The organism is Pantoea sp. C8B4 (assembly GCF_051336905.1).
Lineage (GTDB): Bacteria > Pseudomonadota > Gammaproteobacteria > Enterobacterales > Enterobacteriaceae > Pantoea > Pantoea rwandensis_B.
In genome coordinates, this window is record NZ_JBGMNK010000001.1 from 108,902 (window position 1) to 129,652 (window position 20,751).

The 20,751-nt window shown below is 52.8% G+C and carries 15 protein-coding genes; 9 read left to right on the top strand and 6 right to left on the bottom strand.

All coding sequences use genetic code 11. From position 1 onward, the window contains the following. The first annotated feature begins 440 nt into the window (after positions 1-440). The 5 genes from ACCW76_RS00510 (at position 441) to ACCW76_RS00530 (ending at position 6,639) form a co-directional block, all read left to right on the top strand. The gene (locus ACCW76_RS00510; RefSeq protein ID WP_436337421.1) at positions 441-1,883 is read left to right on the top strand and encodes a cytochrome ubiquinol oxidase subunit I; all 1,443 of its coding nucleotides are present in this window, start codon (positions 441-443) and stop codon (positions 1,881-1,883) included. A gap of 15 nt (positions 1,884-1,898) precedes the next feature. After that, positions 1,899-2,948 carry a cytochrome d ubiquinol oxidase subunit II gene (locus ACCW76_RS00515; RefSeq protein WP_034823522.1) on the top strand — a complete coding sequence of 350 codons (1,050 nt, stop codon included), beginning with the start codon at positions 1,899-1,901 and terminating at the stop codon, positions 2,946-2,948. Between the two features lie 6 nt (positions 2,949-2,954). Continuing rightward, a complete protein-coding gene (gene cydD / locus ACCW76_RS00520; RefSeq protein ID WP_436337422.1) occupies positions 2,955-4,715 on the top strand; it encodes a thiol reductant ABC exporter subunit CydD in 1,761 nt (586 codons plus the stop codon). Next, a complete protein-coding gene (gene cydC, locus ACCW76_RS00525; RefSeq protein WP_436337423.1) occupies positions 4,712-6,358 on the top strand; it encodes a thiol reductant ABC exporter subunit CydC in 1,647 nt (548 codons plus the stop codon). The genes cydD and cydC overlap by 4 nt, the downstream gene beginning before the upstream one ends. Positions 6,359-6,468: 110 nt before the next feature. Then, positions 6,469-6,639 carry a YlcI/YnfO family protein gene (locus ACCW76_RS00530; protein ID WP_436337424.1) on the top strand — a complete coding sequence of 57 codons (171 nt, stop codon included), beginning with the start codon at positions 6,469-6,471 and terminating at the stop codon, positions 6,637-6,639. Between the two features lie 418 nt (positions 6,640-7,057). On the opposite strand, the gene ACCW76_RS00535 is transcribed toward ACCW76_RS00530, so the two are convergent. Beyond that, entirely contained in the window at positions 7,058-7,975 is a 918-nt protein-coding gene (locus ACCW76_RS00535) for a nucleotidyl transferase AbiEii/AbiGii toxin family protein (RefSeq protein WP_436337425.1), read from the bottom strand. After that, a complete protein-coding gene (abiEi, locus tag ACCW76_RS00540; protein WP_045833444.1) occupies positions 7,959-8,504 on the bottom strand; it encodes a type IV toxin-antitoxin system AbiEi family antitoxin in 546 nt (181 codons plus the stop codon). The genes ACCW76_RS00535 and abiEi overlap by 17 nt, the downstream gene beginning before the upstream one ends. A gap of 393 nt (positions 8,505-8,897) precedes the next feature. On the opposite strand from abiEi, the gene ACCW76_RS00545 reads away from it, so the two are divergent. Beyond that, the gene (locus ACCW76_RS00545; protein ID WP_436337426.1) at positions 8,898-9,557 is read left to right on the top strand and encodes a DUF1345 domain-containing protein; all 660 of its coding nucleotides are present in this window, start codon (positions 8,898-8,900) and stop codon (positions 9,555-9,557) included. 3 nt (positions 9,558-9,560) lie between these two features. Here ACCW76_RS00545 and ACCW76_RS00550 read toward each other — a convergent pair whose 3' ends face one another. After that, complete coding sequence (locus ACCW76_RS00550; protein ID WP_038647003.1) at positions 9,561-9,869, bottom strand: hypothetical protein; 309 nt, start codon at positions 9,867-9,869, stop codon at positions 9,561-9,563. Positions 9,870-9,978: 109 nt separating this feature from the next. Here ACCW76_RS00550 and ACCW76_RS00555 point away from each other — a divergent pair, with 109 nt between their 5' ends. Further along, entirely contained in the window at positions 9,979-10,257 is a 279-nt protein-coding gene (locus ACCW76_RS00555) for a VF530 family DNA-binding protein (protein ID WP_436337427.1), read from the top strand. A gap of 204 nt (positions 10,258-10,461) precedes the next feature. Then, entirely contained in the window at positions 10,462-11,892 is a 1,431-nt protein-coding gene (locus tag ACCW76_RS00560) for a purine-cytosine permease family protein (RefSeq protein WP_436337428.1), read from the top strand. Between the two features lie 36 nt (positions 11,893-11,928). Here the strand turns inward: ACCW76_RS00560 and ACCW76_RS00565 are convergent, their stop codons facing one another. After that, positions 11,929-12,480, bottom strand: coding sequence for a YbhB/YbcL family Raf kinase inhibitor-like protein (locus ACCW76_RS00565; protein WP_436337429.1), 552 nt, complete (start codon positions 12,478-12,480; stop codon positions 11,929-11,931). A 112-nt stretch (positions 12,481-12,592) separates the two neighbouring features. Here ACCW76_RS00565 and ACCW76_RS00570 point away from each other — a divergent pair, with 112 nt between their 5' ends. Continuing rightward, a complete protein-coding gene (locus ACCW76_RS00570) occupies positions 12,593-17,182 on the top strand; it encodes an ATP-dependent helicase (protein WP_436337430.1) in 4,590 nt (1,529 codons plus the stop codon). Here the strand turns inward: ACCW76_RS00570 and ACCW76_RS00575 are convergent. Together ACCW76_RS00575 and ACCW76_RS00580 are read right to left on the bottom strand one after the other, a co-directional pair. After that, positions 17,179-19,278, bottom strand: coding sequence for an FUSC family protein (locus ACCW76_RS00575; RefSeq protein WP_436337431.1), 2,100 nt, complete (start codon positions 19,276-19,278; stop codon positions 17,179-17,181). The genes ACCW76_RS00570 and ACCW76_RS00575 overlap by 4 nt on opposite strands. Positions 19,279-19,627: 349 nt before the next feature. Next, complete coding sequence (locus ACCW76_RS00580) at positions 19,628-20,743, bottom strand: lactonase family protein (protein ID WP_436337432.1); 1,116 nt, start codon at positions 20,741-20,743, stop codon at positions 19,628-19,630. Positions 20,744-20,751 lie beyond the last annotated feature (8 nt).

Consider the following 20,751-nt stretch of genomic DNA (forward strand, 5'->3'; position numbering starts at 1 on the left):
TTATTTCTGGGTTAACTGTGTCGTTACATTTAATTCACATGAAAATCATTCATTTATAGCGCGATTTTTTGCTTTTTGTTACAAGTTACCCCTTTAATTAGGATGCCTTTGTGTAAACGAAAATATAGAATAATTTACAGAAAAATTCTTATTACGAGCGGTGTCGATACCTACGCCTGCAAGTGTTATCGACAGACATTTCGTTAACAATCATGATTTATTTTCCCCGTTCTTTCTCCGGAACGAACGCCGAAGTGAATAACCTATTCTCCAGTCGTCATCTGTCTGGAAAATATACTGTGGTTGTTGCTCGTAGTTAAGAGAAAGACGACAGTGCGGCACCGATTTCAACTTGTTATGCACCAATCTCACTTCATAACTCGTGAAATGGCGCTGGATTGCCGTTAACTAATTCGGTCACTCAAAAAAAGAAGATAGTCATGCTAAGTAACGATCTTACATCGCTGATCACGCGTATTGACTTCGCGCTAATTTCATCCATTCACATCATTTTCCCCCCGCTAACCATCGGACTGGCTGCACTGTTGTTCATTTCTGAACTGATGTGGGTCAGGAAGCAAGATGAGCAGTGGTATCGCCTGTGTCGCTTCTTTGAAAAGCTGTTTATCGTTAACTTCGGTGCTGGCGTGGCAACCGGTGTCACCATGGAAATGGCCTTTGGTATTCTTTATGGCCGCTTCTCGCAGGCTGCTGGCCCGTTCTTTGGTCAAGTGCTCGGCTATGAGACCATCACCGCCTTTATGTACGAAGCCGGCTTTATCGGCCTGATGATCTTTGGATGGGGCAAGATCAGTAAAGGGATGCACCTGTTTGCGACCTTTAACGTGGCGCTCTCTTCTACGCTTTCTGCGATGTGGATCCTGGTGGCTAACTCCTGGATGCAGACACCCACCGGTGTTGAACTGCATAACGGCATCTTCATTGTGACCGACTGGTTGGCCGCACTGTTTAACCCGAATGCGCGTAGTGCCTTCCCACACATGCTGCTGGCAAGTTTTGAGTTGTCGCTCTGCTTCGTGGTGGCAACCTGTGCCTGGTATGTGCTGAAACAGCGTCATGTGGACCTGTTCCTGAAACCCCTGAAGTATTCACTGATGGCGCTGGCCGTGGTCGCCGCCGTTCAGATTTATATGGGTGACGTGCTGGGTGAAGCAACGCTGGAACATAAACCGGCGGCGCTGGCAGCAATGGAAGGGCACTACGATACTTATGATTCAGCGGGTAACGTCAACAGTGCCTGGCATATTCTGGGTTGGCCAAACAAAGAAGGCACTGGCCTCGCATGGTCTATCGATATCCCGCACGGTTTAAGCCTGATTGAAACCAAAACCTGGAACGGTACGGTAACGGGCCTGAACAGCTTCCCGAAAGATCAGCAACCACCTGTGGTGTTGCCGTTCTACGCTTTCCGCGCCATGTCAGGTGCCGCTGGTGCCATGTTGCTGGTGAGCCTCTGGGGCGTCTGGCTGATTGCACGTCGTCGCATGACCGCTGAGCGGGCTCCGCGCAATAAGCTGTTCCTGGCGCTGGCCGTCATTATGGTGGCCCTGCCTTACATCGCAGTAATTGCGGGCTGGTGGACGCGCGAAATTGGCCGTCAGCCGTGGATCGTTTATGGCCTGATGCGCACCGAAGACGGTATGAGTCCAATGACCCTGGGTCTGGCGATCTTCTGGCTGGTGGGCTTTGCCATCTTTGAAACTGCGGTGGTCGCGGGCACCATTTGGTTCCTGGCGAAAGTGGTGCGTATTGGTCCTGATTTGACCAGCAAAATTCCGGGCGAGGGGCATGAGCATTTGGGTCACCTTGAAATGCCTGCCAGTGGTCATGCTGACCATCCTGAATATATCCGTCCGGTTTGATGGGAGAATAAATCCATGGACATGCTTAATTCGACTCAGCACTTCCTGATCATCGCCTGGTGGTTAGCCTTTGGTATCAGTGTTCTTTTATATATCGCGCTGGATGGCGCCGATCTGGGGGCAGGGATCTTCTCGCTCTTCGTCCGCGACCATGATGAACGTGGCGCGATCATGTCGGCAATGGCCGGCACCTGGGATGCCAATGAAACCTGGCTGATCGTCGCTGGCGGGATTATGTTCGGCACCTTCCCGTTTGTGTACGGTTCGGCGTTTAGTTATCTGATGGTGCCGATGGCGCTGGTACTGTGGGGCATTATGTCTCGTGCGGTTGCCCTGGAATTCCGTCATCTGGCCTCGCCATTCTGGCAGAAGTTTTCTGACGGCATCTTCGGTGTCGCCAGCCTCGCGGTCACCTTCTTTGGTGGGATGAGCGTTGGCGCGTTGCTGCAAGGTTTCCAGATGGATTCACCAGCTCAAGGGGTTCCAACCTATGTGGGCGGTGCATTTAACTTTATTTCAGCGTTTTCCATCTGGACCGGTGTGGCCTCCTGCGTGGCAATGACGCTGGCAGGCGTGCTGTTCGTGCGTGCTCGCTTCGAGAAAAATGAACCGATTCGTCAGGATGCAGCTCGCTGGACCGCGGTGATCTTCTGGTTAGCGATTGCTGCCGTGGTGATTACCTGGGTGTGGAGTGCGGTGATCTTCGACTGGGCACGTGCGAAATGGTTTGGTCCGCATTTCTGGATCTGGGGCCTGTTTGGCTTAATCGCACTGGTCTGTATTGATCAGGTGCGTCGTGACACTCTGAAGGACAAAGATTTTGCAGCGGTGATGTGGTTCAATGGCGCGGCATTCATTCTGGGCTTCGGTATGTTACTGACCATGTTCCCATGGATCGTGCCAGGCACCTGGACCATCTGGGCGGGCGCCAGCCCACAGGTTTCGCTGATTACCTTCACCATGACCATGGGCGGTTTTGTGCCGGTGATGCTGATGTATAACTGGTATCAGATCTGGGTATTCCGCGGCCGTATCTCCAAGCTGGTTGGTCACGGGGGACACTAAGACATCATGTCTGCGAGTTCCCCTCCAAGTGGAATGGCAGCCCGCCTGGCGGAACGTTGGCTTTCGAGCCTGCGTCGCCAGGCGGGCGGTTTATTTTCACTGTCCATCAGTATGGCGGCGCTCAATGCCATATTGATGATTGCACAGTGCTGGCTGTTAGCCTGGCTGATCAGCAACGCTGTGCTCGGCGGTAAAAACTTTACTGCACTCCTGCCTTATCTCTTGTGGCTCCCGGTGGTGATGTTGTTGCGGGCAGGGATCGATATCCTGCGGCAGGGCTTTGCATTTGAAGCTTCTGCACGTATCCGTCAGGGACTGCGCGGCATGTTGTTAGATCGCATCGCTGCATTAGGTCCAGCCTGGAGCCAGCATCAACGTACGGGCAGTATCGCCAGCTCTCTTGGCGAAGGCGTCGAAGCTATCGAAGCCTATTTTTCCGGTTTTCTTCCGCAAAAAATCATCATCGGCATTGTGCCGCTAGCCATTCTGGTGGCGCTTTTTCCTTTTGACTGGGTCTCCGGCTTAATCATGCTGATCACCGCGCCGCTGGTGCCGTTGTTCATGATCGTCGTAGGAAAGGGCGCAGAGAAAATGAGCCTGAAGCAGTGGCACAAACTCAGCCTGATGAGTGCCCACTTCTTTGATGTGATTGCTGGCCTGACAACGCTTCGTCAGACCAATGCGGCGCGTCGGCAAGCGAACATTATCGCGGCGATCTCGGACAGCTATCGTCAGACCACCATGAAGGTGTTGCGACTGGCATTCCTTTCATCATTAGTGCTGGAATTTTTTGCCACCATCAGCACCGCGATGGTGGCGGTGTATGTCGGATTCCGTCTGTTCTATGGCGAGATGGGCTTCCTGCCTGGGCTGTTTGCCTTGTTGCTGGCGCCAGAATTTTTCCGTCCCCTGCGTGATTTGGGCACGCACTATCATGCCCGAATGGATGCCATTGGTGCGACGGAAGGTCTACTGGCGATCCTGAATGCTGAAGAGCCTGCATCGTCGCAAGGCCACGCCGAACTCCCGGCAAAACCGCGTGAAATCACCGTGGAAGGCGTGAGCTATCAGTATGAAGAGGGCGGCGGAGTCGCGGATGTCTCGTTGACTTTGCGGAGCGGGGAAACACTGGCGATTGTCGGCACCAGCGGCGCCGGTAAAACGACGTTATCGCGCCTGTTATTGGGCTTTATTACCCCAAACTCTGGACGCATCGTCATTGATGGCAGCGATCTTTCATCATTAGATCTTCCCGCATGGCAGCAACAGATTGGCTGGCTCCCGCAGCGACCGACCCTCTTTGCCGGTTCGATTGCGGAAAATATCCTGTTGTCGCGTTCAGGTATCAGCCAGGCAGAGGTTGAAGCAGCAGCACAGCTGGCTCAGGCTGACACGTTTATCCAGTTACTGCCGGGGCAGTATGAATACCGGCTGGGCGACGGTGGAAAAGGGCTGTCCGGTGGGCAGATCCAGCGTATTGCGATGGCGCGCGCCGTATTGAGTACGCCAGCGGTGGTGATTCTTGATGAACCCACGGTGGCACTGGATCGTCAGACAGCACAGCAAATGATTGCCGCGTTGAGTGACACATTACCGGATAGCGCACGCTTGATCATCACCCACGATACGGAGATCGCTGCCGCGGCTGACCGGGTTATCGTGCTGGCGAAAGGGCGTGTGGTTGAGTCGGGAACGCCGCAGGCACTGCGCGATCAGGCTGGGGTATTCGCTGAACTCGAGCGTCTGCAAACAGGAGACCTCGCATGAAGGATCTTTGCCATCTCTTGCGCCTGGCGCGCCCATGGCGTTTCCGCATGGCGGTGGGGATATTGCTCTCTGTGATTGTGATTCTCTCCAACGTTGCACTGCTTGCCTTGTCAGGCTGGTTTATCACCTCCATGGCGCTGGCTGGCGTAGGCTCTCTGGCACTGGAGTTCTTCACTCCGGCTGCGGCGATTCGTGGCCTTGCGGTATTGCGTACTTTCGCGCGTTATCTGGAAAGATTAGTGACGCACGATGCAACGTTGCGCTTGTTGTCGGTTTTGCGTGTCTGGTTCTATCAACAATTAGCGCATCTTGCGCCTGCGCGACTGCAGGATTTCCGCGATGGGGATGTGCTGGCACGTTTTCGCGCTGATATTGATAGCCTCGACAATTTCTATCTGCGTATTCTGACGCCGGCCATTGCAGGGCTGATTTCGTCGCTCATCATTTTGGCAGGAATTTGCTGGTTCTCACCTTCAGTGGCATTAATTGATGCCGTGGTGCTGTTGCTTGCGGGCGTGATCGTGCCCTGGATTGTAGCATCGCTGACGCAAGCCAGTGGCAACCAGATTACTACCGTGCGCTCATCCGTTCAGGCTGCATCCACCGATTTGGTGCGGGGATTACCAGAGTTACAGCTGGTTGGGGCTGTTAGCCATCAAACCGATCATCTGCGCCAGCTTTCTCAGCAATTGATTAGCGCACAGCGTCGGCAAGCCTGGATTAGCGCCAGCGGCGGGGCGCTCTGCGCCTTAATGGGGCAGCTCGGGTTATTTTTTGCCTTTATTCTGTTGTTTAACACTGACCATACAACCGGCATTTCTGCCAGTGAAATCGTGATGTTGCTGTTCACCATACTGGCAAGTACTGAAGCGGTGGCTGGGTTGCCCGCTGCCTTTGCCGCCCTTGGCACTACGCGCGCAGCGGCACGCCGATTGTTCTCGATGACCGAACTGACACCGGCGATCGTCTTGCCTGAAACCAGCTCAGTACCGGAAAGCAGTGAGCTGTCATTTAATTCAGTCACGATGCGTTATTCACCTGATGCTCCCAACGTACTGGATAAACTGAGCTTTACCGTGCCCGTCGGCCATTGCCTGGCGATTTTGGGACCCAGCGGAGCGGGTAAAACCACCGTATTGAATCTGGTGCAGGGATTCTGGGAAACGACAGCGGGAGATGTCACTATTGGCGGTCGTCCGGTCAGGACGCTTTCTGAAGATACACTGCGCCAGATGATCTCGGTGGTTGGCCAGAAAACCTATCTCTTCAACGCATCGATTCGAGACAACCTGCGCCTGGTTGCACCGGATGCGGATGACGAGGCTTTGTGGGATGCACTGGCGCGCGCCGCTTTATACGACGAAGTCCGCGCATTTCCGCTGGGGCTCGACACCCTGGTGGGAGAGTTAGGAGGGCGTCTGTCTGGTGGTCAGGCCCGCAGGATTGGGATTGCCCGCGCGTATCTTTCCCATGCGCCGATCATGTTGCTGGACGAGCCCACCGAAGGGCTGGACGCAGTAAATACCGAATTAGTGCTTAACTGCTTGAAAGAACTCATTAAGGGTAAAACCACGCTGCTGGTGACCCATCAGATCCAGCCACTTTCCCTCGCGGACAGTCGGTTACTGCTCGATAAACAATAACAAGAGCAGGGATCTGTTTTTTGGTTTATTTACATCTGCTTAGGGTCAACCTGAGCAGATGCTTAATCAATACAAAAATAAACTTGTGAGACAACTGACCAGGGATCACCATGGATAAAATGACAAACTCCAAAACCCGACGAAAACATATTCGTTTCCCACATCTGCTGATTGATCAAATCGAAGAGAGTATGAAGAGCGAAAACATTCAAAACTTCTCAGCCTGGGTTGTCGAAGCCTGTCGTCTGAAAGCGCGGGAAGCTGGCAACAGAAAGAAGTAATTTATCATTTCCCGTCGGTGGCAGGTCATCATCGCTGACGTGTAGCGGACGGGAAATCCAATCTGGTTTAAATCCTTCAATTTCATCTCACATAAGTTTTCCGCGCTTGGAACAGCAGCGCCAGTAGAACGCACAGCTCAACAAAACACACGCATATTAGAGGCGGTCATCTTATCTTAGCCAGATGATAAAAGGGCGCATAATGTATATTATGTTAAATAAGGTATCTGAAGGCGCACCAGAAACTGTACACCATGCTCACCCGCTCTCCACTGTCTTGTCCTGCCAGACTGTCTTGACTGCCAATCGACATCCTGCTGATAGTTTATGGCAATACAGGAAATGGTTATTTCCCCGCACTGGCCTAACCGGCTTCAATTGCGTATAAGCCATCAAACCTCCCATGCTGTTCGATGGCTCACAGAGTAAATGACTCATCATGGGCTTTACCTCTCAACTCGTTTTGTAGAGACACGAGTAGCGACGATAACCGACCGCTGGCATAAGTGATGAATTCTGGGCGCCCCAATGTACGGTCAAAAACCTGCTGTGGCAGGAATCTTTTCATCTCATTGTAAAAGCGACCATCACCTATAATTGCACCAATGCTTTGAATACGTTGTGCCAGCAATTCATCATAATGCGGAATTTTATAGTCATTAATTTTTTTCTTAACTAAATCAATTTCATAAACAGCATTCTGTTGCAGTAGCCAAGGCAAATCCCACAGATCGCGGTAACGAATATACCTTGTGGTTGCGGCAAGAGAGATAAGTTTGTCACTCATAATTTCGTTGAGAGATTCACACATAACCAGCGTATCGCTGTAACCATCAGGCAAAACGCTGTAATTGCGTGTCAGTGACATGGGTTTTCTGGTGTATGCGGGTACATTGGCGATTTCGATCTTGATACGCTGTTTTGGCATATCCCTTCTTTCTGGTGCTGTTGTTACCGATACTTGCCACTTATCAATTCTAATCTCTTCATAACCTGGCTCGTTCCTCAGCTCGGCTGGTTCTTTTACCGTAACTTCTAAGCCGTATCGGGAGCCGAGGTAGTCCTCAATACAACTCCTGAGATTTTTAAGGTCTACGCTGGAAAAACCCATACCACCCGCAAAATCAAGGTCTTCGCTAAAGCGATTGCCGCCATAGCACAGTCTCAGCGATGTTCCGCCCTGAAATGTAAGGTCCTGTAGTAATCCTTCTTTATCCAGGCAAAATAGAATGTCGTAATGCAGTAGCTCTTTCTCAACGACATTTCGCATGCCATCAAGTTCAGCTGACTCCATGGCTTGACCAACTAAGTCGGCAAAATTAACCTTCTGATTCATCCTGAAGCTCCGTTGTATCGACCAGATGCAGGTTACGCCCTACCCGCCGCAAATCTCTGAGTGCTGTCTTCATCGTGGCCTGACGTAAAGGCGAGTCACCGATGTATGTGTCTTGCAAAATCTGCTCGGGAGAACGCTTGGTATGGGTAAACTCAATAACGCCATAGGGCGTTTTATGCTCTTCAGAACGTCCAGTGGTCATCACTGTAATTCTGCTCATTGGTATTTGAGAGATAGCACCATAAGCAGATAACGCTGATTCCAGACTAAGATAGTTGTATTCACCTCTACGCAGCGCTAATACCACCCTTTCAAGCGTGTAGGCATCTTTACTTCTGGCTAAGGCGTAAACGTAAACCCCCCGGATAGCACGTGTGAGGATGCCGTCTTTTACCAGTCGATTTAAACCTGCTTTAAGGGTTTTCGCGCTATCTTCATAAAAAATTTTGGCTAAATCCCTAAGTGTAAAGACATAACGTCCTTTCTTATCAAACATGTTTAACTGCGTAATGGCGGTCATTCTGTTCATCATTAAGTCTACATAAAAACCAATAAAATATAGTTTATATGTAAACATAATCATTTCCAAAACGTCAAGTAAACATGAAAGCACCATTAATGCAGCCTTCGCGTAGACTTAGTTTTTGATCGCTGATACTGTCCAGCCTAAGCGAGATATCAATCCCCCTTCAAAAATCGTATAACACACCATCAAATTAAGGCGTCGCTACGCCAATCTTTAGCAATAATCCCTCACATGAAATCTCAGAATTCACGTAGCGACGTCAGAGAATGCAGCGTTCAGCCAGCGTCTTAAACCGACAATCATGCAAATCCCGATAGGATTCGTAACAGCTATCTCAGGCGTTTTTCCTGCCATCAACTACAGTTAACTGATTCAAACCCCAGCAAAAAAGACATCATGCCCTTTTCTCTCACCACACATCTGTTCGCGCGGCTACGTCTGTTAATCTCGATTGCTGCCGGAGTCGTCTGCTATTACTTACTGCCTGCAAAACTGGGCGAGTTGCAACGCGTATTGATTGGATGGAATGTGTTGGCGTGGCTTTATCTGTGGTTTATCTGGTTTCGCATGCTGCGTACCGATGCTGGCGAGATCAAGCGTATCGCCCAGATGCAAGATCAGAGCGCCGCGTTGGTCTTGGGCATGGTCATTGTGGCCTGCATGATCAGCATCGTTGCGATCATGAGCGAACTCCCGGCACTAAAAAATCTCAATGGCACGCCGCGCGTATTACATCTGTTATTAACCGCGATGACGTTGATTGTCTCATGGGCATTACTGCCGAGTTCATTTGCCATGCATTACGCACACCAACACTATTTGCGTCGCACTCAGGATGTCACACCCATGATTTTCCCGGAAAAACCGGACGAACCGGCTTACTGGGATTTCCTCTATTTCTCATTCACCATCGCAGTTGCATCGCAGACCGCTGATGTGGCAACCGGTACCACCGAAATGCGCAAGCTGGCGCTGCTGCAATCGGTGATCTCGTTTATTTTCAATCTGGCCATTCTGGGATTGTCGGTGAATGTCGGCGCCGGATTGCTGAGTTAATCCTTAACGACGCCCTTTATTAATTGAGGCAGACCAGTTGAAGTCACTGACTTCGCTGGCAGATTGCGCTTCAGGTTTCTTGCGGCGCGTAGGTGTTTTTTTGGCTTTGTCCGCTTTGGCTTTTTCTTTGGCTAGCTTGATGGTCATCACTTGCTGACGCGCGTCTGCGGTATATTCTTTCTCTTTCTTCGCATCAGGCTCTTTACCGCTGCGCTGACGATGTTTTTCCATTAACCCTTTGAAGATCTCATCCACTTCAATTCGTTCGGCTTCATTAAACTGATCGATTGAAATCATTTTCTTATCGCTCATCGCGTTATTTCCTCAGTAAATGGCTAAGCTCAAGTCTACACCATTGCTGCCGGCGCGGCTTTCTTGTAATCTTGCCCGCCAATCATCCGCCTGCCAATTAGGACGTAATATGACCGCTCACTCTTCTAAAGATCCCATGCACGGCGTGACGCTCGAGATGATTGTTAATGCGTTAGTGGCACATTATGGCTGGGCCGAACTCAGTAAACTCGTCAATATCAACTGCTTTAAAAACGATCCCAGCGTAAAATCCAGTCTCAAATTCCTGCGCCGCACACCCTGGGCGCGTGCTGAAGTGGAAGCGCTCTACCTCGATTCTCTTGAGAAACCCGCCAAACAAGATTCGGTGGAAAGTGGCTTTAATCCCTGGACCCAGGGCCACAAATAACCACAGCGGCTGACGCTCTGCTCGCCCTTTCCTTTTGGACAACCTTGCCAGCGTCATCACATTTTCCAATGACAGGCTGCCTTGTAACTTCGTTTCTCGCGTGACAATATCGATACATGTATATACATGTATCGCCCATTGCAAACACAACTGATAAACAAAAATAACATAACGCACTGCGTTCATTGTTTCAGCGAGGAAACTATGTCAGCCGAATCACCTGCAGCCGATTATTCAGGCAGAGAAAACCAGCGCCTGTCTGAAACCCGCTCCATCGATTACATTCCGCTCCGCGAACGCCATGGTCACCCTTTTAGTCAGTTCACACTCTGGTTTGGCGGTAACCTGCAAATCACCGCCATTGTCACCGGTGCGCTCGCCGTGGTGCTGGGCGGCGATGTGGTCTGGTCGCTTGTGGGTCTGTTGGTAGGCCAGATTATTGGTGCCGCCATTATGTCGTTGCATGCTATTCAAGGCCCGCGCCTTGGCTTACCACAGATGATCACCAGCCGCATGCAGTTTGGCGTGTATGGTGCGGTGATCCCGCTGGTACTGGTATGTATTATGTATGTCGGATTTTCGGCCAGCGGCACCGTGTTGGCCGGTCAGGCACTGGCAAAGTTGATTAATGTTAGCAACGCGACCGGGATGGTCCTGTTCAGCGCCATCATTGTCGTGATTGCGGTGCTTGGATATCGGGTGATTCACAAGCTGGGTAAAGTGGCGAGCGTCATCGGGGTGCTGGCTTTTGCTTACCTGTTTATCACCCTGCTTTCCACGCATGATTTGTCCGCCGTATGGCAAAATCAGCACTTCACGATTGCCAATTTCCTGCTGGCCGTTTCGCTATCTTCTTCCTGGCAGATCGCATTTTGTCCCTATGTCTCTGATTACTCACGCTACCTGCCGGCTAACGTATCGGCGAACAAGCTGTTCAGCTCGGTGTTTTTCGGCACCGTATTAGGCACACAGGCCTCAATGACGTTGGGCGTGATTGTGGCGGCTATTGCAGGAAAAGCGTTTTCCGGCAATGAAGTGGGATATATCGTTGGTCTGGGCAGTAGCGCGACCATGGCAATGGTGATCTACTTCGCTATCTGTTTTGGCAAGATTACCTTCACTACCCTGAATGCTTACGGCAGCTTTATGTCACTCACCACTATTGTGTCAGGGTTCCGGCAGCAAACGTCTCTCAGTCGTGGTGGTCGTATTTTGTTTGTGGTGCTGATGGTGACGATAGCCTGCATCATCGCACTGCTCAGCGAACCGGCCTTCCTCAAGTCGTTTACCCATTTCCTGTTGTTCCTGCTGGCCTTCTTTGTTCCGTGGAGCGCAATCAGCCTTACCGATTTTTATCTGATCACCAAAGGACGCGTCGATATTCCGGCACTTTCACAACCTGATGGCCGTTACGGTCGCTGGAACTGGGTTGGGATTGTGGTGTATTGCCTGGGCGTATGGGTGCAGCTGCCGTTTATTGATAATCCGCTGCACCATGGCTCATTAACCTGGATATTTGCGGGTAATGATGTGTCGTGGATTATTGGTTGGTTTATCACCGCATTGCTGTGGTTAGCTGCACGCCGGTGGGATCGCCGTGGCACGCTGGAAAGAGCGATCCACCCTGCCGAGTGACGTTGTCACGGCCGCCTCAACTGGCGGCCGTATCACTTACTTATCGTTAGTAAATCGCCCCACAATGGTGGCAGCCCCCAAGGTATGGCCTTTCAATTTGGCGATCAACTCATCATGTGTCAGTCCGCCAGGTAATTGATTTACCGGCAAATCTGTTGCCACCATCACGAAGTTATAATGATGTATGCCACTTCCCACCGGCGGGCAAGGACCGTAGTAACTTGTGGTGCCCGGCGAATTCTTACCTCCGGTGTAACCTTCGCCTTTACTCAACTCGCCCTGCGCAAACTGCGTGCGATCCGCCGCGATGTTATAGGCCACCATATGTGTCACGCCTAACCCTTTTCCCCCTACGGGATCGGTCAGCATCAGTGCAAAACTGCGGGTGCCGGCGGGTGCATTCGACCAGCTCAAAGCCGGCGACACATTGTCGCCGGTGCATGACGGGTTACTTTTGTTGTTGCCTGCAAAGGTTTTATTCAGCATGGCACTGTCGTTAAAATCCGAAGATTGCAGCGTAAATACCGGGGCAGCCAACACGCTTCCCGGAAGCAGCGCCAATAATAGTGCGCGTTTGAACATCACCATTTCTCACTCCTGTTGATGAAAAAATCAGCCAAAACATCAAGTATATAACCTGATCACATTCATGCCGCAGACTACACTGCTGAAAGTCCTCTTTGAAACGCAGGAGCATTGGATGCCAGCCTCTTCACTCGCGTTGTTTGCCGCTGCCACGCAGCAATGGTTTCGCGACACCTTTAGCGCGGCGACGCCCGCACAACAGGAAGCCTGGCGAGCCATTTCGAGCGGTAAAAACTGTCTGGTGATTGCACCTACTGGTTCTGGTAAAACGCTGGCGGCATTTCTCTATGCGATTGATGCCCTGTTTCGTGAACGCAGCGCCGGAGATCTCCCCGAACGAAGCCACAGAACACGCATTCTTTACCTCTCTCCGGTGAAAGCGCTGGCGGCGGATGTTCAGCGCAATCTGCAACGGCCTTTAGCGGGAGTGGCTGACGAGCGGCGCAAACGCGGTGAAGCCGAGATCACCCTGGAGGTGGGCATGCGATCTGGCGATACACTCAGCAGCGAGCGGGCAAAATTACAGCGTCGCCCACCGGATATTTTGATCACCACGCCCGAATCTTTGTTTCTGATGCTGACATCAAAAGCCCGCGACACGCTGCGTGGCATCTCTACGGTGATTGTTGATGAAGTACATGCCATCGCAGGCAGCAAACGTGGCGCGCATCTGGCGCTCAGCCTTGAACGGCTGGATGCGCTGCTAACGCACCCTGCGCAGCGTATCGGCCTCTCCGCCACGGTAAAACCACCTGAAGTTGTCGCACAGTTTCTTGGCGGAAGTCGCGAAACACTGATCGTTAATCCTCCCGCTCAGCGCTCATTAGCGTTAACCATTAGGGTGCCTGTTGAAGATATGACGGATATTCAGCAGCGGCCCGATAGCCGTTCAGTGCAGGATGCCACACTGTCCGCGGGATCCATCTGGCCACATATTGAAGCCGGGATTCTGGATGAGGTGTTACGCCATCGCGCCACTTTGGTGTTTACCAATTCTCGCGGGTTGGCTGAAAAACTTACCGCGCGACTGAATGAGCTCTACACGCGTCGTCTCGGAGAAAAGCCCACTGCGCCAGAAGCATCCTTTGCCTACGGTTCCTTTACTGGCGGCACAGAGAAACGCTCCGTCACAACGAATGACTTATTGGCTCGCTCCCACCACGGTTCTGTTTCTAAAGAACAACGGCTGGAAATTGAAAACGCGCTCAAAGCGGGCGAGCTGCGTTGCGTGGTCGCCACATCAAGCCTGGAGCTGGGTATTGATATGGGCGATATCGATCTGGTGATTCAGGTGGGCGCACCCCCTTCGGTTGCCAGTGCCCTCCAGCGCGTGGGCCGCGCAGGCCATCAGGTTGGTGGCACACCCAAAGGTATCATCTGGCCGCGAACCCGACGTGATTTGGTGGATGCGGCCGTCATCGTCGACTCGATGATGGCGGGTGAACTTGATGCGATAACCCTGCCACACAATCCGCTGGATCTGCTGGCTCAGCATACGGTCGCCGCCGCCTCAATGGACACGCTGGAAATCGACAGCTGGTTTGAGCTGGTGCGGCGCGCAGAACCATTCAAAACGTTACCGCGTAACGCATTTGACGCCGTATTGGATATGCTAGCCGGGCGTTATCCTTCCGATGAGTTCGCCAACCTGCGCCCCCGCATCATTTGGGACCGACAGAACAATACCCTCACCGGGCGGCCTGGTGCGCAGCATCTGGCCGTCACCAGCGGTGGCACCATTCCTGATCGCGGCATGTTTAGCGTTATGCTGCCTGAAGGTGAAGAACAGACGGGGGCACGGCGCGTCGGGGAACTGGATGAAGAGATGGTTTATGAGTCGCGGATTAACGACATCATTACCCTGGGCGCGACATCATGGCGCATTCAGCAAATCACCCACGATCAGGTGGTGGTGGTGCCTGCACCGGGCCGTTCAGCACGTTTGCCCTTCTGGCATGGCGACAGCCTCGGCCGTTCAGCGACTCTGGGGGAAGCGATTGGCGGTTATTTGCGACACGCCAGTCATGAGGTGTCACTGCCCGGCGACAGTCTTGACGCCAATGCCCGACACAATATTAAAAGCCTGATCGCAGAACAAATTCAGGCAACCGGCGAGTTGCCCACCGACCGCAGCTTGTTGATTGAGCGTTGTCGGGATGAAACCGGCGACTGGCGCGTGATCCTGCATTCTCCTTATGGGCAGCGCGTACACGCTCCCTGGGCACTGGCGGTGGCAGAACGCATTGGCCGCATCATGGGGATCGATCCGGCTGTGGTCGCCAGCGACGATGGTATCGTGGCACGCTTCCCCGATAGCGACGGTCGAGTGCCAGGTGCCGAGCTCTTTTTATTCGAACCGGATGAACTGCAACGCATCGTCATGGCATCAGTCGGGCATTCGGCACTGTTCGCCGCTCGTTTTCGTGAATGTGCTGCCCGTGCCCTGCTATTGCCACGCCGCAATCCCGGCAAACGTTCTCCTCTCTGGCAACAACGTTTACGCGCGAGCCAGTTGCTGGAAGTGGCGCGTCAGTTTACAGACTTCCCGATCCTGATTGAGACGGCACGCGAATGTTTGCAGGACGTATACGACCTGCCTGCGCTGCATCACCTGATGGCGCGATTACATCAGGGTGATGTGCGGTTGACAGAAGTCACCACCGAAACGCCCTCGCCGTTTGCCGCACCGCTGCTGTTTGGCTACGTCGCCGAGTTCATGTATGCCAGTGATGCACCGCAGGCAGAACGACGCGCTTCAATGCTGGCGATCGACAGCAATCTGCTGAGTGATCTCCTGGGTCAGGCGGAGATGCGTGAGTTGCTGGAACCCGCCGTGATTGCACGCGTTGAACAGGAGTTACAGCGTTGCGTGGCGGAGTATCAGGCGCGCAGTATTGAGGCTCTGGTGGATATGCTGCGCGAACTGGGTCCGTTATCAACCGAAGAACTTGTTGCACGCTTCAATGGCGATGAGCCCCTTGAGCCCGGCTTACACGCGCTGCAACAGGCGCAGCGGATTGTCAGTGTGACAATCGCGGGTATCGCACGCTGGGCAGTGGCTGAAGATGCGGTGCGTCTGCACGATGCGCTGGGTTGCGTGTTACCTGTAGGCCTCCCGGCTGCACTGCTCGAACCGGTCGTCCGTCCATTGCAGGATCTATTGGGGCGCTACGCCCGCACCCACGCCGTATTTTCCAGTTTGCAGGTGGCTCAACGCTTTGGCCTCGGCCGCGCCGTTGTGGATGAAGCTTTGGATCAGCTTCGCCAGCAAAATAAGTTACTTAAAGGCGATTTTCTCGCCTCTGGGGCTGATGAGTCCGCGCAGTGGGCAGCAGAAAGCGTGTTTCGCCGCTTGCGTGTGCGATCGTTACAGTCCGCACGCGACGCCACTCAACCCGTTGCACCGGCGGCATACGTGGCGTTTCTGCTTGAGCGCCAGGGGCTGTTGAGTGATGCGAACGCGCGTCAGACACAAGGCGCTTTCTCCGGTCTGAATGGCGTAATGAGCGTCGTTGAACAACTGGCAGGCGTGGTGCTGCCGGTATCACTGTGGGAATCGCAAATCTTCCCTGCACGCATTCGGGATTATCAGCCAGCCATGCTGGATGAATTGCTCTCATCGGGAGAGGTTATTTGGGTCGGTCATCCCTCATCAAACCTACAGGACGGCTTGGTTTCCCTGCATTTAAGTGAATTCGCCAGCGAAACCTTACCTGCCATGGATCATTCAGTGACATTGTCACCTATTGAAAGCAGATTAGTGGCGCTGATGCAGGACGGCGCGGGTTGGTTCGTCAGACAACTGATGCCACGCATCACTGAAACCATGGATAGCAATGAACTGATTGAGCCGACAGACGTGTATCAGGCTCTTTGGCAACTTATCTGGCGCGGAGTCCTGACCATTGATACCTGGTCGGCACTGCGTAATCTCAGCCAGATTGCCAGCACGCCCAAACCGCGCCCTGTTCGTGCTCGTCACGGACGGCACAGTCGATCCAGTTTTGGCGCCAGCCGCCCGGTCGAATCACGACTCTCGCTTCACGCTATGGCCGGTCGCTGGTCGTTGATTCCTCGCCAGCCGATTGCCGACACCGAACGCGCGCTGTCAATGGCAGAAAATATGCTCGACCGATTTGGTGTCATCACCCGAGGTGCCGCAATCGCCGAACAGATTCCCGGTGGTTTTCCGGCGCTGCAACCGGTGCTGCGCGCTATGGAAGATGCGGGCCGACTGTTGCGCGGGCGTTTTATTGCAGGCATGGGCGCCGCGCAGTTTGCTGATAACTCTGCTATCGATCGACTGCGTCAACTCGATGCCGACAAGTCAGCGCGGCATGCCCCCGTTGTGCTATCAGCCATTGACCCTGTCAATCCCTTCGGGTTAACACTGCCATGGCCGATCAGTATCACGGGAACCAAACCCACGCGCCGCGCGGGTGCTTTCGCGGTGATCGTCAGGGGTCGCGTCATGCTTTACCTGCCACCAGGTGGCAAAGAGTTGATGACCTTTAATGCGCAGGACAGCGACGAAGATCTTCATGCCGCACTGGTTGCGCTGGGCCAGGCGTTAAGCCGCGAAAAGCATCTTAATTTCACGCTGGAACGGATTAACGATCGACCCGTCGGACAATCCAACCTGCTCGCGGCGTTAAAAGAGGCGGGTTTCTCCCGTGTCCCCAAAGGTTACAGTTGGTATGGTTAATAAGCGCGCTGACGATAATCCTGCAGTTGCATTCTTTCCAGCTGGAGCGGCGTGGCAACGGGCCACGCTTGCTGCGGAAACAGGTAAAGACGAATGCTAAAAAGATGAAACAGCGGTGTGAGCAACCCGTCATCCTGCTTTGCCAGCCGTTCCAGCAGCAGCAACAGCCAGTCGAGTTCATCCAGCAAATCCTGGTGTGGTCGGGTTTGCAACGATTTCAGACGCCGTTTCAGGAACAAGGCGAGCTCGTGGAACATCTGCCCACTATCCAGCTGATGTTTTGCCAGCAGATCTTTGTGTCGGGCGTAGTAATCAAAGCTGTTCACGCCCAGCCACACCTCCGTTAATAACATCCCGGCGGTCGACATATCCGGCTGTGGATCGAGTCGTAAACGGGGTAACACCACGTTGACCTTATCCAGCATCAAACTGATAAAACGTTGCCTGCCAAGCAGTGACGACCCCGTACGTTCAAGCTCTTTAATAAAACGCAACAGCTCACGTAAGCCCTGACGAACCGCGCGCCGCGCCGTCCATGAAGGACGTTTGTTACGCATCAGCACAGTGGCTATCACGGCAAAAAGTACGCCCGTCAGTGATGCAATGGCGTTGTTAATGAGCAGTACCAAATCGGGTTTCAGATGATGGCCCAAACCGATAAAGCCAGGAATCTGGATAGCCACGCTGATGCCAATCATATTGGTTGAGGGACGTGCAATCATCAGGCCGAGTATCAGCAAGCCCGGCACCAGACAAATAATCAACGCCTCAAATGAGGTCGCCTGCGGCAACAGCAACGCCACATAAATCACGCTGATAACAATGGCGACAATCACACCACGCACGAACAATTTCATTGAAGTCAGAGGCGTATCCATACTGGCAAAAAGCGAACTCAGGATGGCGGCCATTACCGGTGCTGAGGCACCATCGTGCCACCCCGTGCCCATCCACAGCAAACAGGAGCCAAAAATCGCGCAAAAGGCGGTTAAAGCAGAAAGCCTGATCAGCCCTTTGTCATAGAAACGATGAGTGCGTTTACCGCGTGCGGGTGTGGTGTCACCCGAGAGATCGCTGACCAATCCGCCGACGCTTTGATACGCGCCTGCAATGCGCACGAAGTCGGCCATGCGCTCCAGCAAACCGGTAAACAGCAGGCAGTGTTCAATCGGCAGCTCCCCGCTACGCCAGGCCTGGTTGATATCACTCTGACAACGGCTTAATTCCAGCTGGATACCGCTGGTTTCGCCAACGGCTTCACCATCGTTAAGCCAGTGCAAAAACAGACGAAACGCCACCGCGACGTTGTCCGGGAACGTAATCTGCAATGCCGATAAACGCTGCAGACGCAGCTCAATGGCGGTGAGCGTAGGGATTAAATAAGAGAGATGTTGATACTGCACGCTGACCAGACGAATCAAACGGCGCGCGGCATCACCCTCGTAAACACAGTGCGTAATCAGAATTTCCACTTGCTGCGGATTGGTCGCCATACGCGTCAGAATGTCATCGCGCTCGGGAGACTTATCGCCCGGAATACCTGACAGCAAATCGTGACACAGCTTGCGCGCATTCAAATACCACTGGCTGACACTCTGTTCCAGCAAACTACGCATCGAGACCGGAAACAATAACGCATGCACCAGGCTGCTACACACTGTGCCTACCGCGATCTCTTCAATACGGGATAACACGGTATTGGTGATCGACAGCGGCGTCATCACCTCTGGAAATCCCATGATGGCAGCGCTGTAACCTGCCAGCATGAACACATAGCTTTTCGGCGTGCGATCGTGCAGGGAGAGATACAGGCACACACTGACCCACAGCGAGATAACAAAGCTAAAAAGTAAGGGGTGTTCAACAGTGACGGGAAAAACAAAGAAGATAAACACGCCGCCTAACAAGGTGCCGAGCATACGAAACAGTGATTTCGAAATGGTGGACGCAGAGTATAGCTGAGAGGCAATGAAAACCGTGGTAATGGCCCAGGCGGGTTTATCCAGGTTGAGTTCCAGTGAGAAGTACAATGCCAAAAAGGCAGCCAGACAGGTTTTTACAGCAAAAAAAACGGCGTTTTTTGAAAACCACTGCATGACAGTATTGAGACCAGACGGCACTAAGTGCGGCGTATCCTGCCAGAATATTCAATCTACTCACGGCGATAAATATGTCAGGTTGTTACAGCATCAAAATTGGTGATATTGGCAGGTAATCAATATCAGGGTAATTATTAAGGGCTACTAATGGACTAAGTGCGAATTCAGCCCCTATTTACAGAATCTCTCTGATTTATAAGCCTATTGCTTCACAGCCTGTCATCAGTCAGATAAATGTGTTATGGATCACACTTTTCTAAATAACCTCAATGATTACAACGGCTCCATAAAAACATTTCGCGCAATCTAGCGCACAGTGTTGCGCCAGATCATCGCAGGGTGAAACTCAGTTACTCACCACTGTTACCCAGTTCGCATCTTTGCCGGCAGGCGCTTCACTTACACGCTTCAACGATCCACTTTTGGCATCAATGGCGTAGCTTCCTGTTACCGCGCTTTTTTCACCGCTGGCAATCAACCATTTTCCGTCTGCGGTAATAGCAATGCTGCGCGGCTGCTTCTCAACCGGCCAGCTGCCAATCAGCGTCAGTTTGCCACTGTGTGGATCAACGCGGTAGCCACTCACCGTACTGCTGGTCCGTTCGGTCACATACAGGAAGTGACCGTTTGGCGTCAGATGAATATCGGCTGACCAGATCCGTGGCGTGGTATCGCTATAGCCCGCTGGACGCTCACGCCCATGTTGCAATTTAAATTCCTCGGCTACTGCATTGGGTGTTTCACTGACTTTGACCAGTTCGCCGCTCGGTTCACGGCGGAACTGAGTGATGATGCCGCCCATCTCGCCGACGTTATACAGATAGCGCTGATCCGGCGATAATACCGAATGACGCGGGCCGTTTTCATCGGCGGTTTTCACATAACCGTTACCCAGCGCGCTGAGTTCCCCCTCCTCATTCAATTTCAGCTGTAACACGCGGTCAGTACCGAGATTACCGACGTAGGCAGTTTTACCGGCATCATCAACAATGACCGAATGTGCCGCATGACCCGTCTTGTAACTGCCAACCGGCGGCGCTATCACCTTGCCATCTTTGGCCAGCCGATAGACATGCACCACATCGCCATCGTAGGAGGCGCCCAACAGGAATCGCCCTTGCTTGTCGGTGCTGATGTACGGATAACTGGCGGTAGCAGGGACTTCAGCTCTCTGATGAAGATCGCCGGTGGCGCGATCGATCTGCCAGCTCACCAGTTGCAGTGGCTTGCTGCGAATGGCCGCATATAAATGCTGGTGATCGGCACTCAGTGCCAGTGGCATCACTTTTCCGCCGGCCTGGGTACGACCTAGCAGTTGCAATGCGCCGGATTGTTCATCCAGTGCGTAACGCGCGATAGTGCCATCATCGGCTTCTGAGACGTATACAAAGGTTTTTGCCAGCAATGGTGCGCTGAGCGCCATCGCCGTGAGTAATGTGGCTATCTGAAAGGTTTTCTTCATTTAATTTC

Excerpts from the sequence above, each read along its gene's own strand:
- ACCW76_RS00510 (WP_436337421.1), top strand. The coding sequence starts at position 441 with ATGCTAAGTAACGATCTTACATCGCTGATCACGCGTATTGACTTCGCG.
- ACCW76_RS00515 (WP_034823522.1), top strand. The coding sequence starts at position 1,899 with ATGGACATGCTTAATTCGACTCAGCACTTCCTGATCATCGCCTGGTGG.
- cydD (WP_436337422.1), top strand. The coding sequence starts at position 2,955 with ATGTCTGCGAGTTCCCCTCCAAGTGGAATGGCAGCCCGCCTGGCGGAA.
- cydC (WP_436337423.1), top strand. The coding sequence starts at position 4,712 with ATGAAGGATCTTTGCCATCTCTTGCGCCTGGCGCGCCCATGGCGTTTC.
- ACCW76_RS00530 (WP_436337424.1), top strand. The coding sequence starts at position 6,469 with ATGGATAAAATGACAAACTCCAAAACCCGACGAAAACATATTCGTTTC.
- ACCW76_RS00535 (WP_436337425.1), bottom strand. The coding sequence starts at position 7,975 with ATGAATCAGAAGGTTAATTTTGCCGACTTAGTTGGTCAAGCCATGGAG.
- abiEi (WP_045833444.1), bottom strand. The coding sequence starts at position 8,504 with ATGAACAGAATGACCGCCATTACGCAGTTAAACATGTTTGATAAGAAA.
- ACCW76_RS00545 (WP_436337426.1), top strand. The coding sequence starts at position 8,898 with ATGCCCTTTTCTCTCACCACACATCTGTTCGCGCGGCTACGTCTGTTA.
- ACCW76_RS00550 (WP_038647003.1), bottom strand. The coding sequence starts at position 9,869 with ATGAGCGATAAGAAAATGATTTCAATCGATCAGTTTAATGAAGCCGAA.
- ACCW76_RS00555 (WP_436337427.1), top strand. The coding sequence starts at position 9,979 with ATGACCGCTCACTCTTCTAAAGATCCCATGCACGGCGTGACGCTCGAG.
- ACCW76_RS00560 (WP_436337428.1), top strand. The coding sequence starts at position 10,462 with ATGTCAGCCGAATCACCTGCAGCCGATTATTCAGGCAGAGAAAACCAG.
- ACCW76_RS00565 (WP_436337429.1), bottom strand. The coding sequence starts at position 12,480 with ATGGTGATGTTCAAACGCGCACTATTATTGGCGCTGCTTCCGGGAAGC.
- ACCW76_RS00570 (WP_436337430.1), top strand. The coding sequence starts at position 12,593 with ATGCCAGCCTCTTCACTCGCGTTGTTTGCCGCTGCCACGCAGCAATGG.
- ACCW76_RS00575 (WP_436337431.1), bottom strand. The coding sequence starts at position 19,278 with ATGCAGTGGTTTTCAAAAAACGCCGTTTTTTTTGCTGTAAAAACCTGT.
- ACCW76_RS00580 (WP_436337432.1), bottom strand. The coding sequence starts at position 20,743 with ATGAAGAAAACCTTTCAGATAGCCACATTACTCACGGCGATGGCGCTC.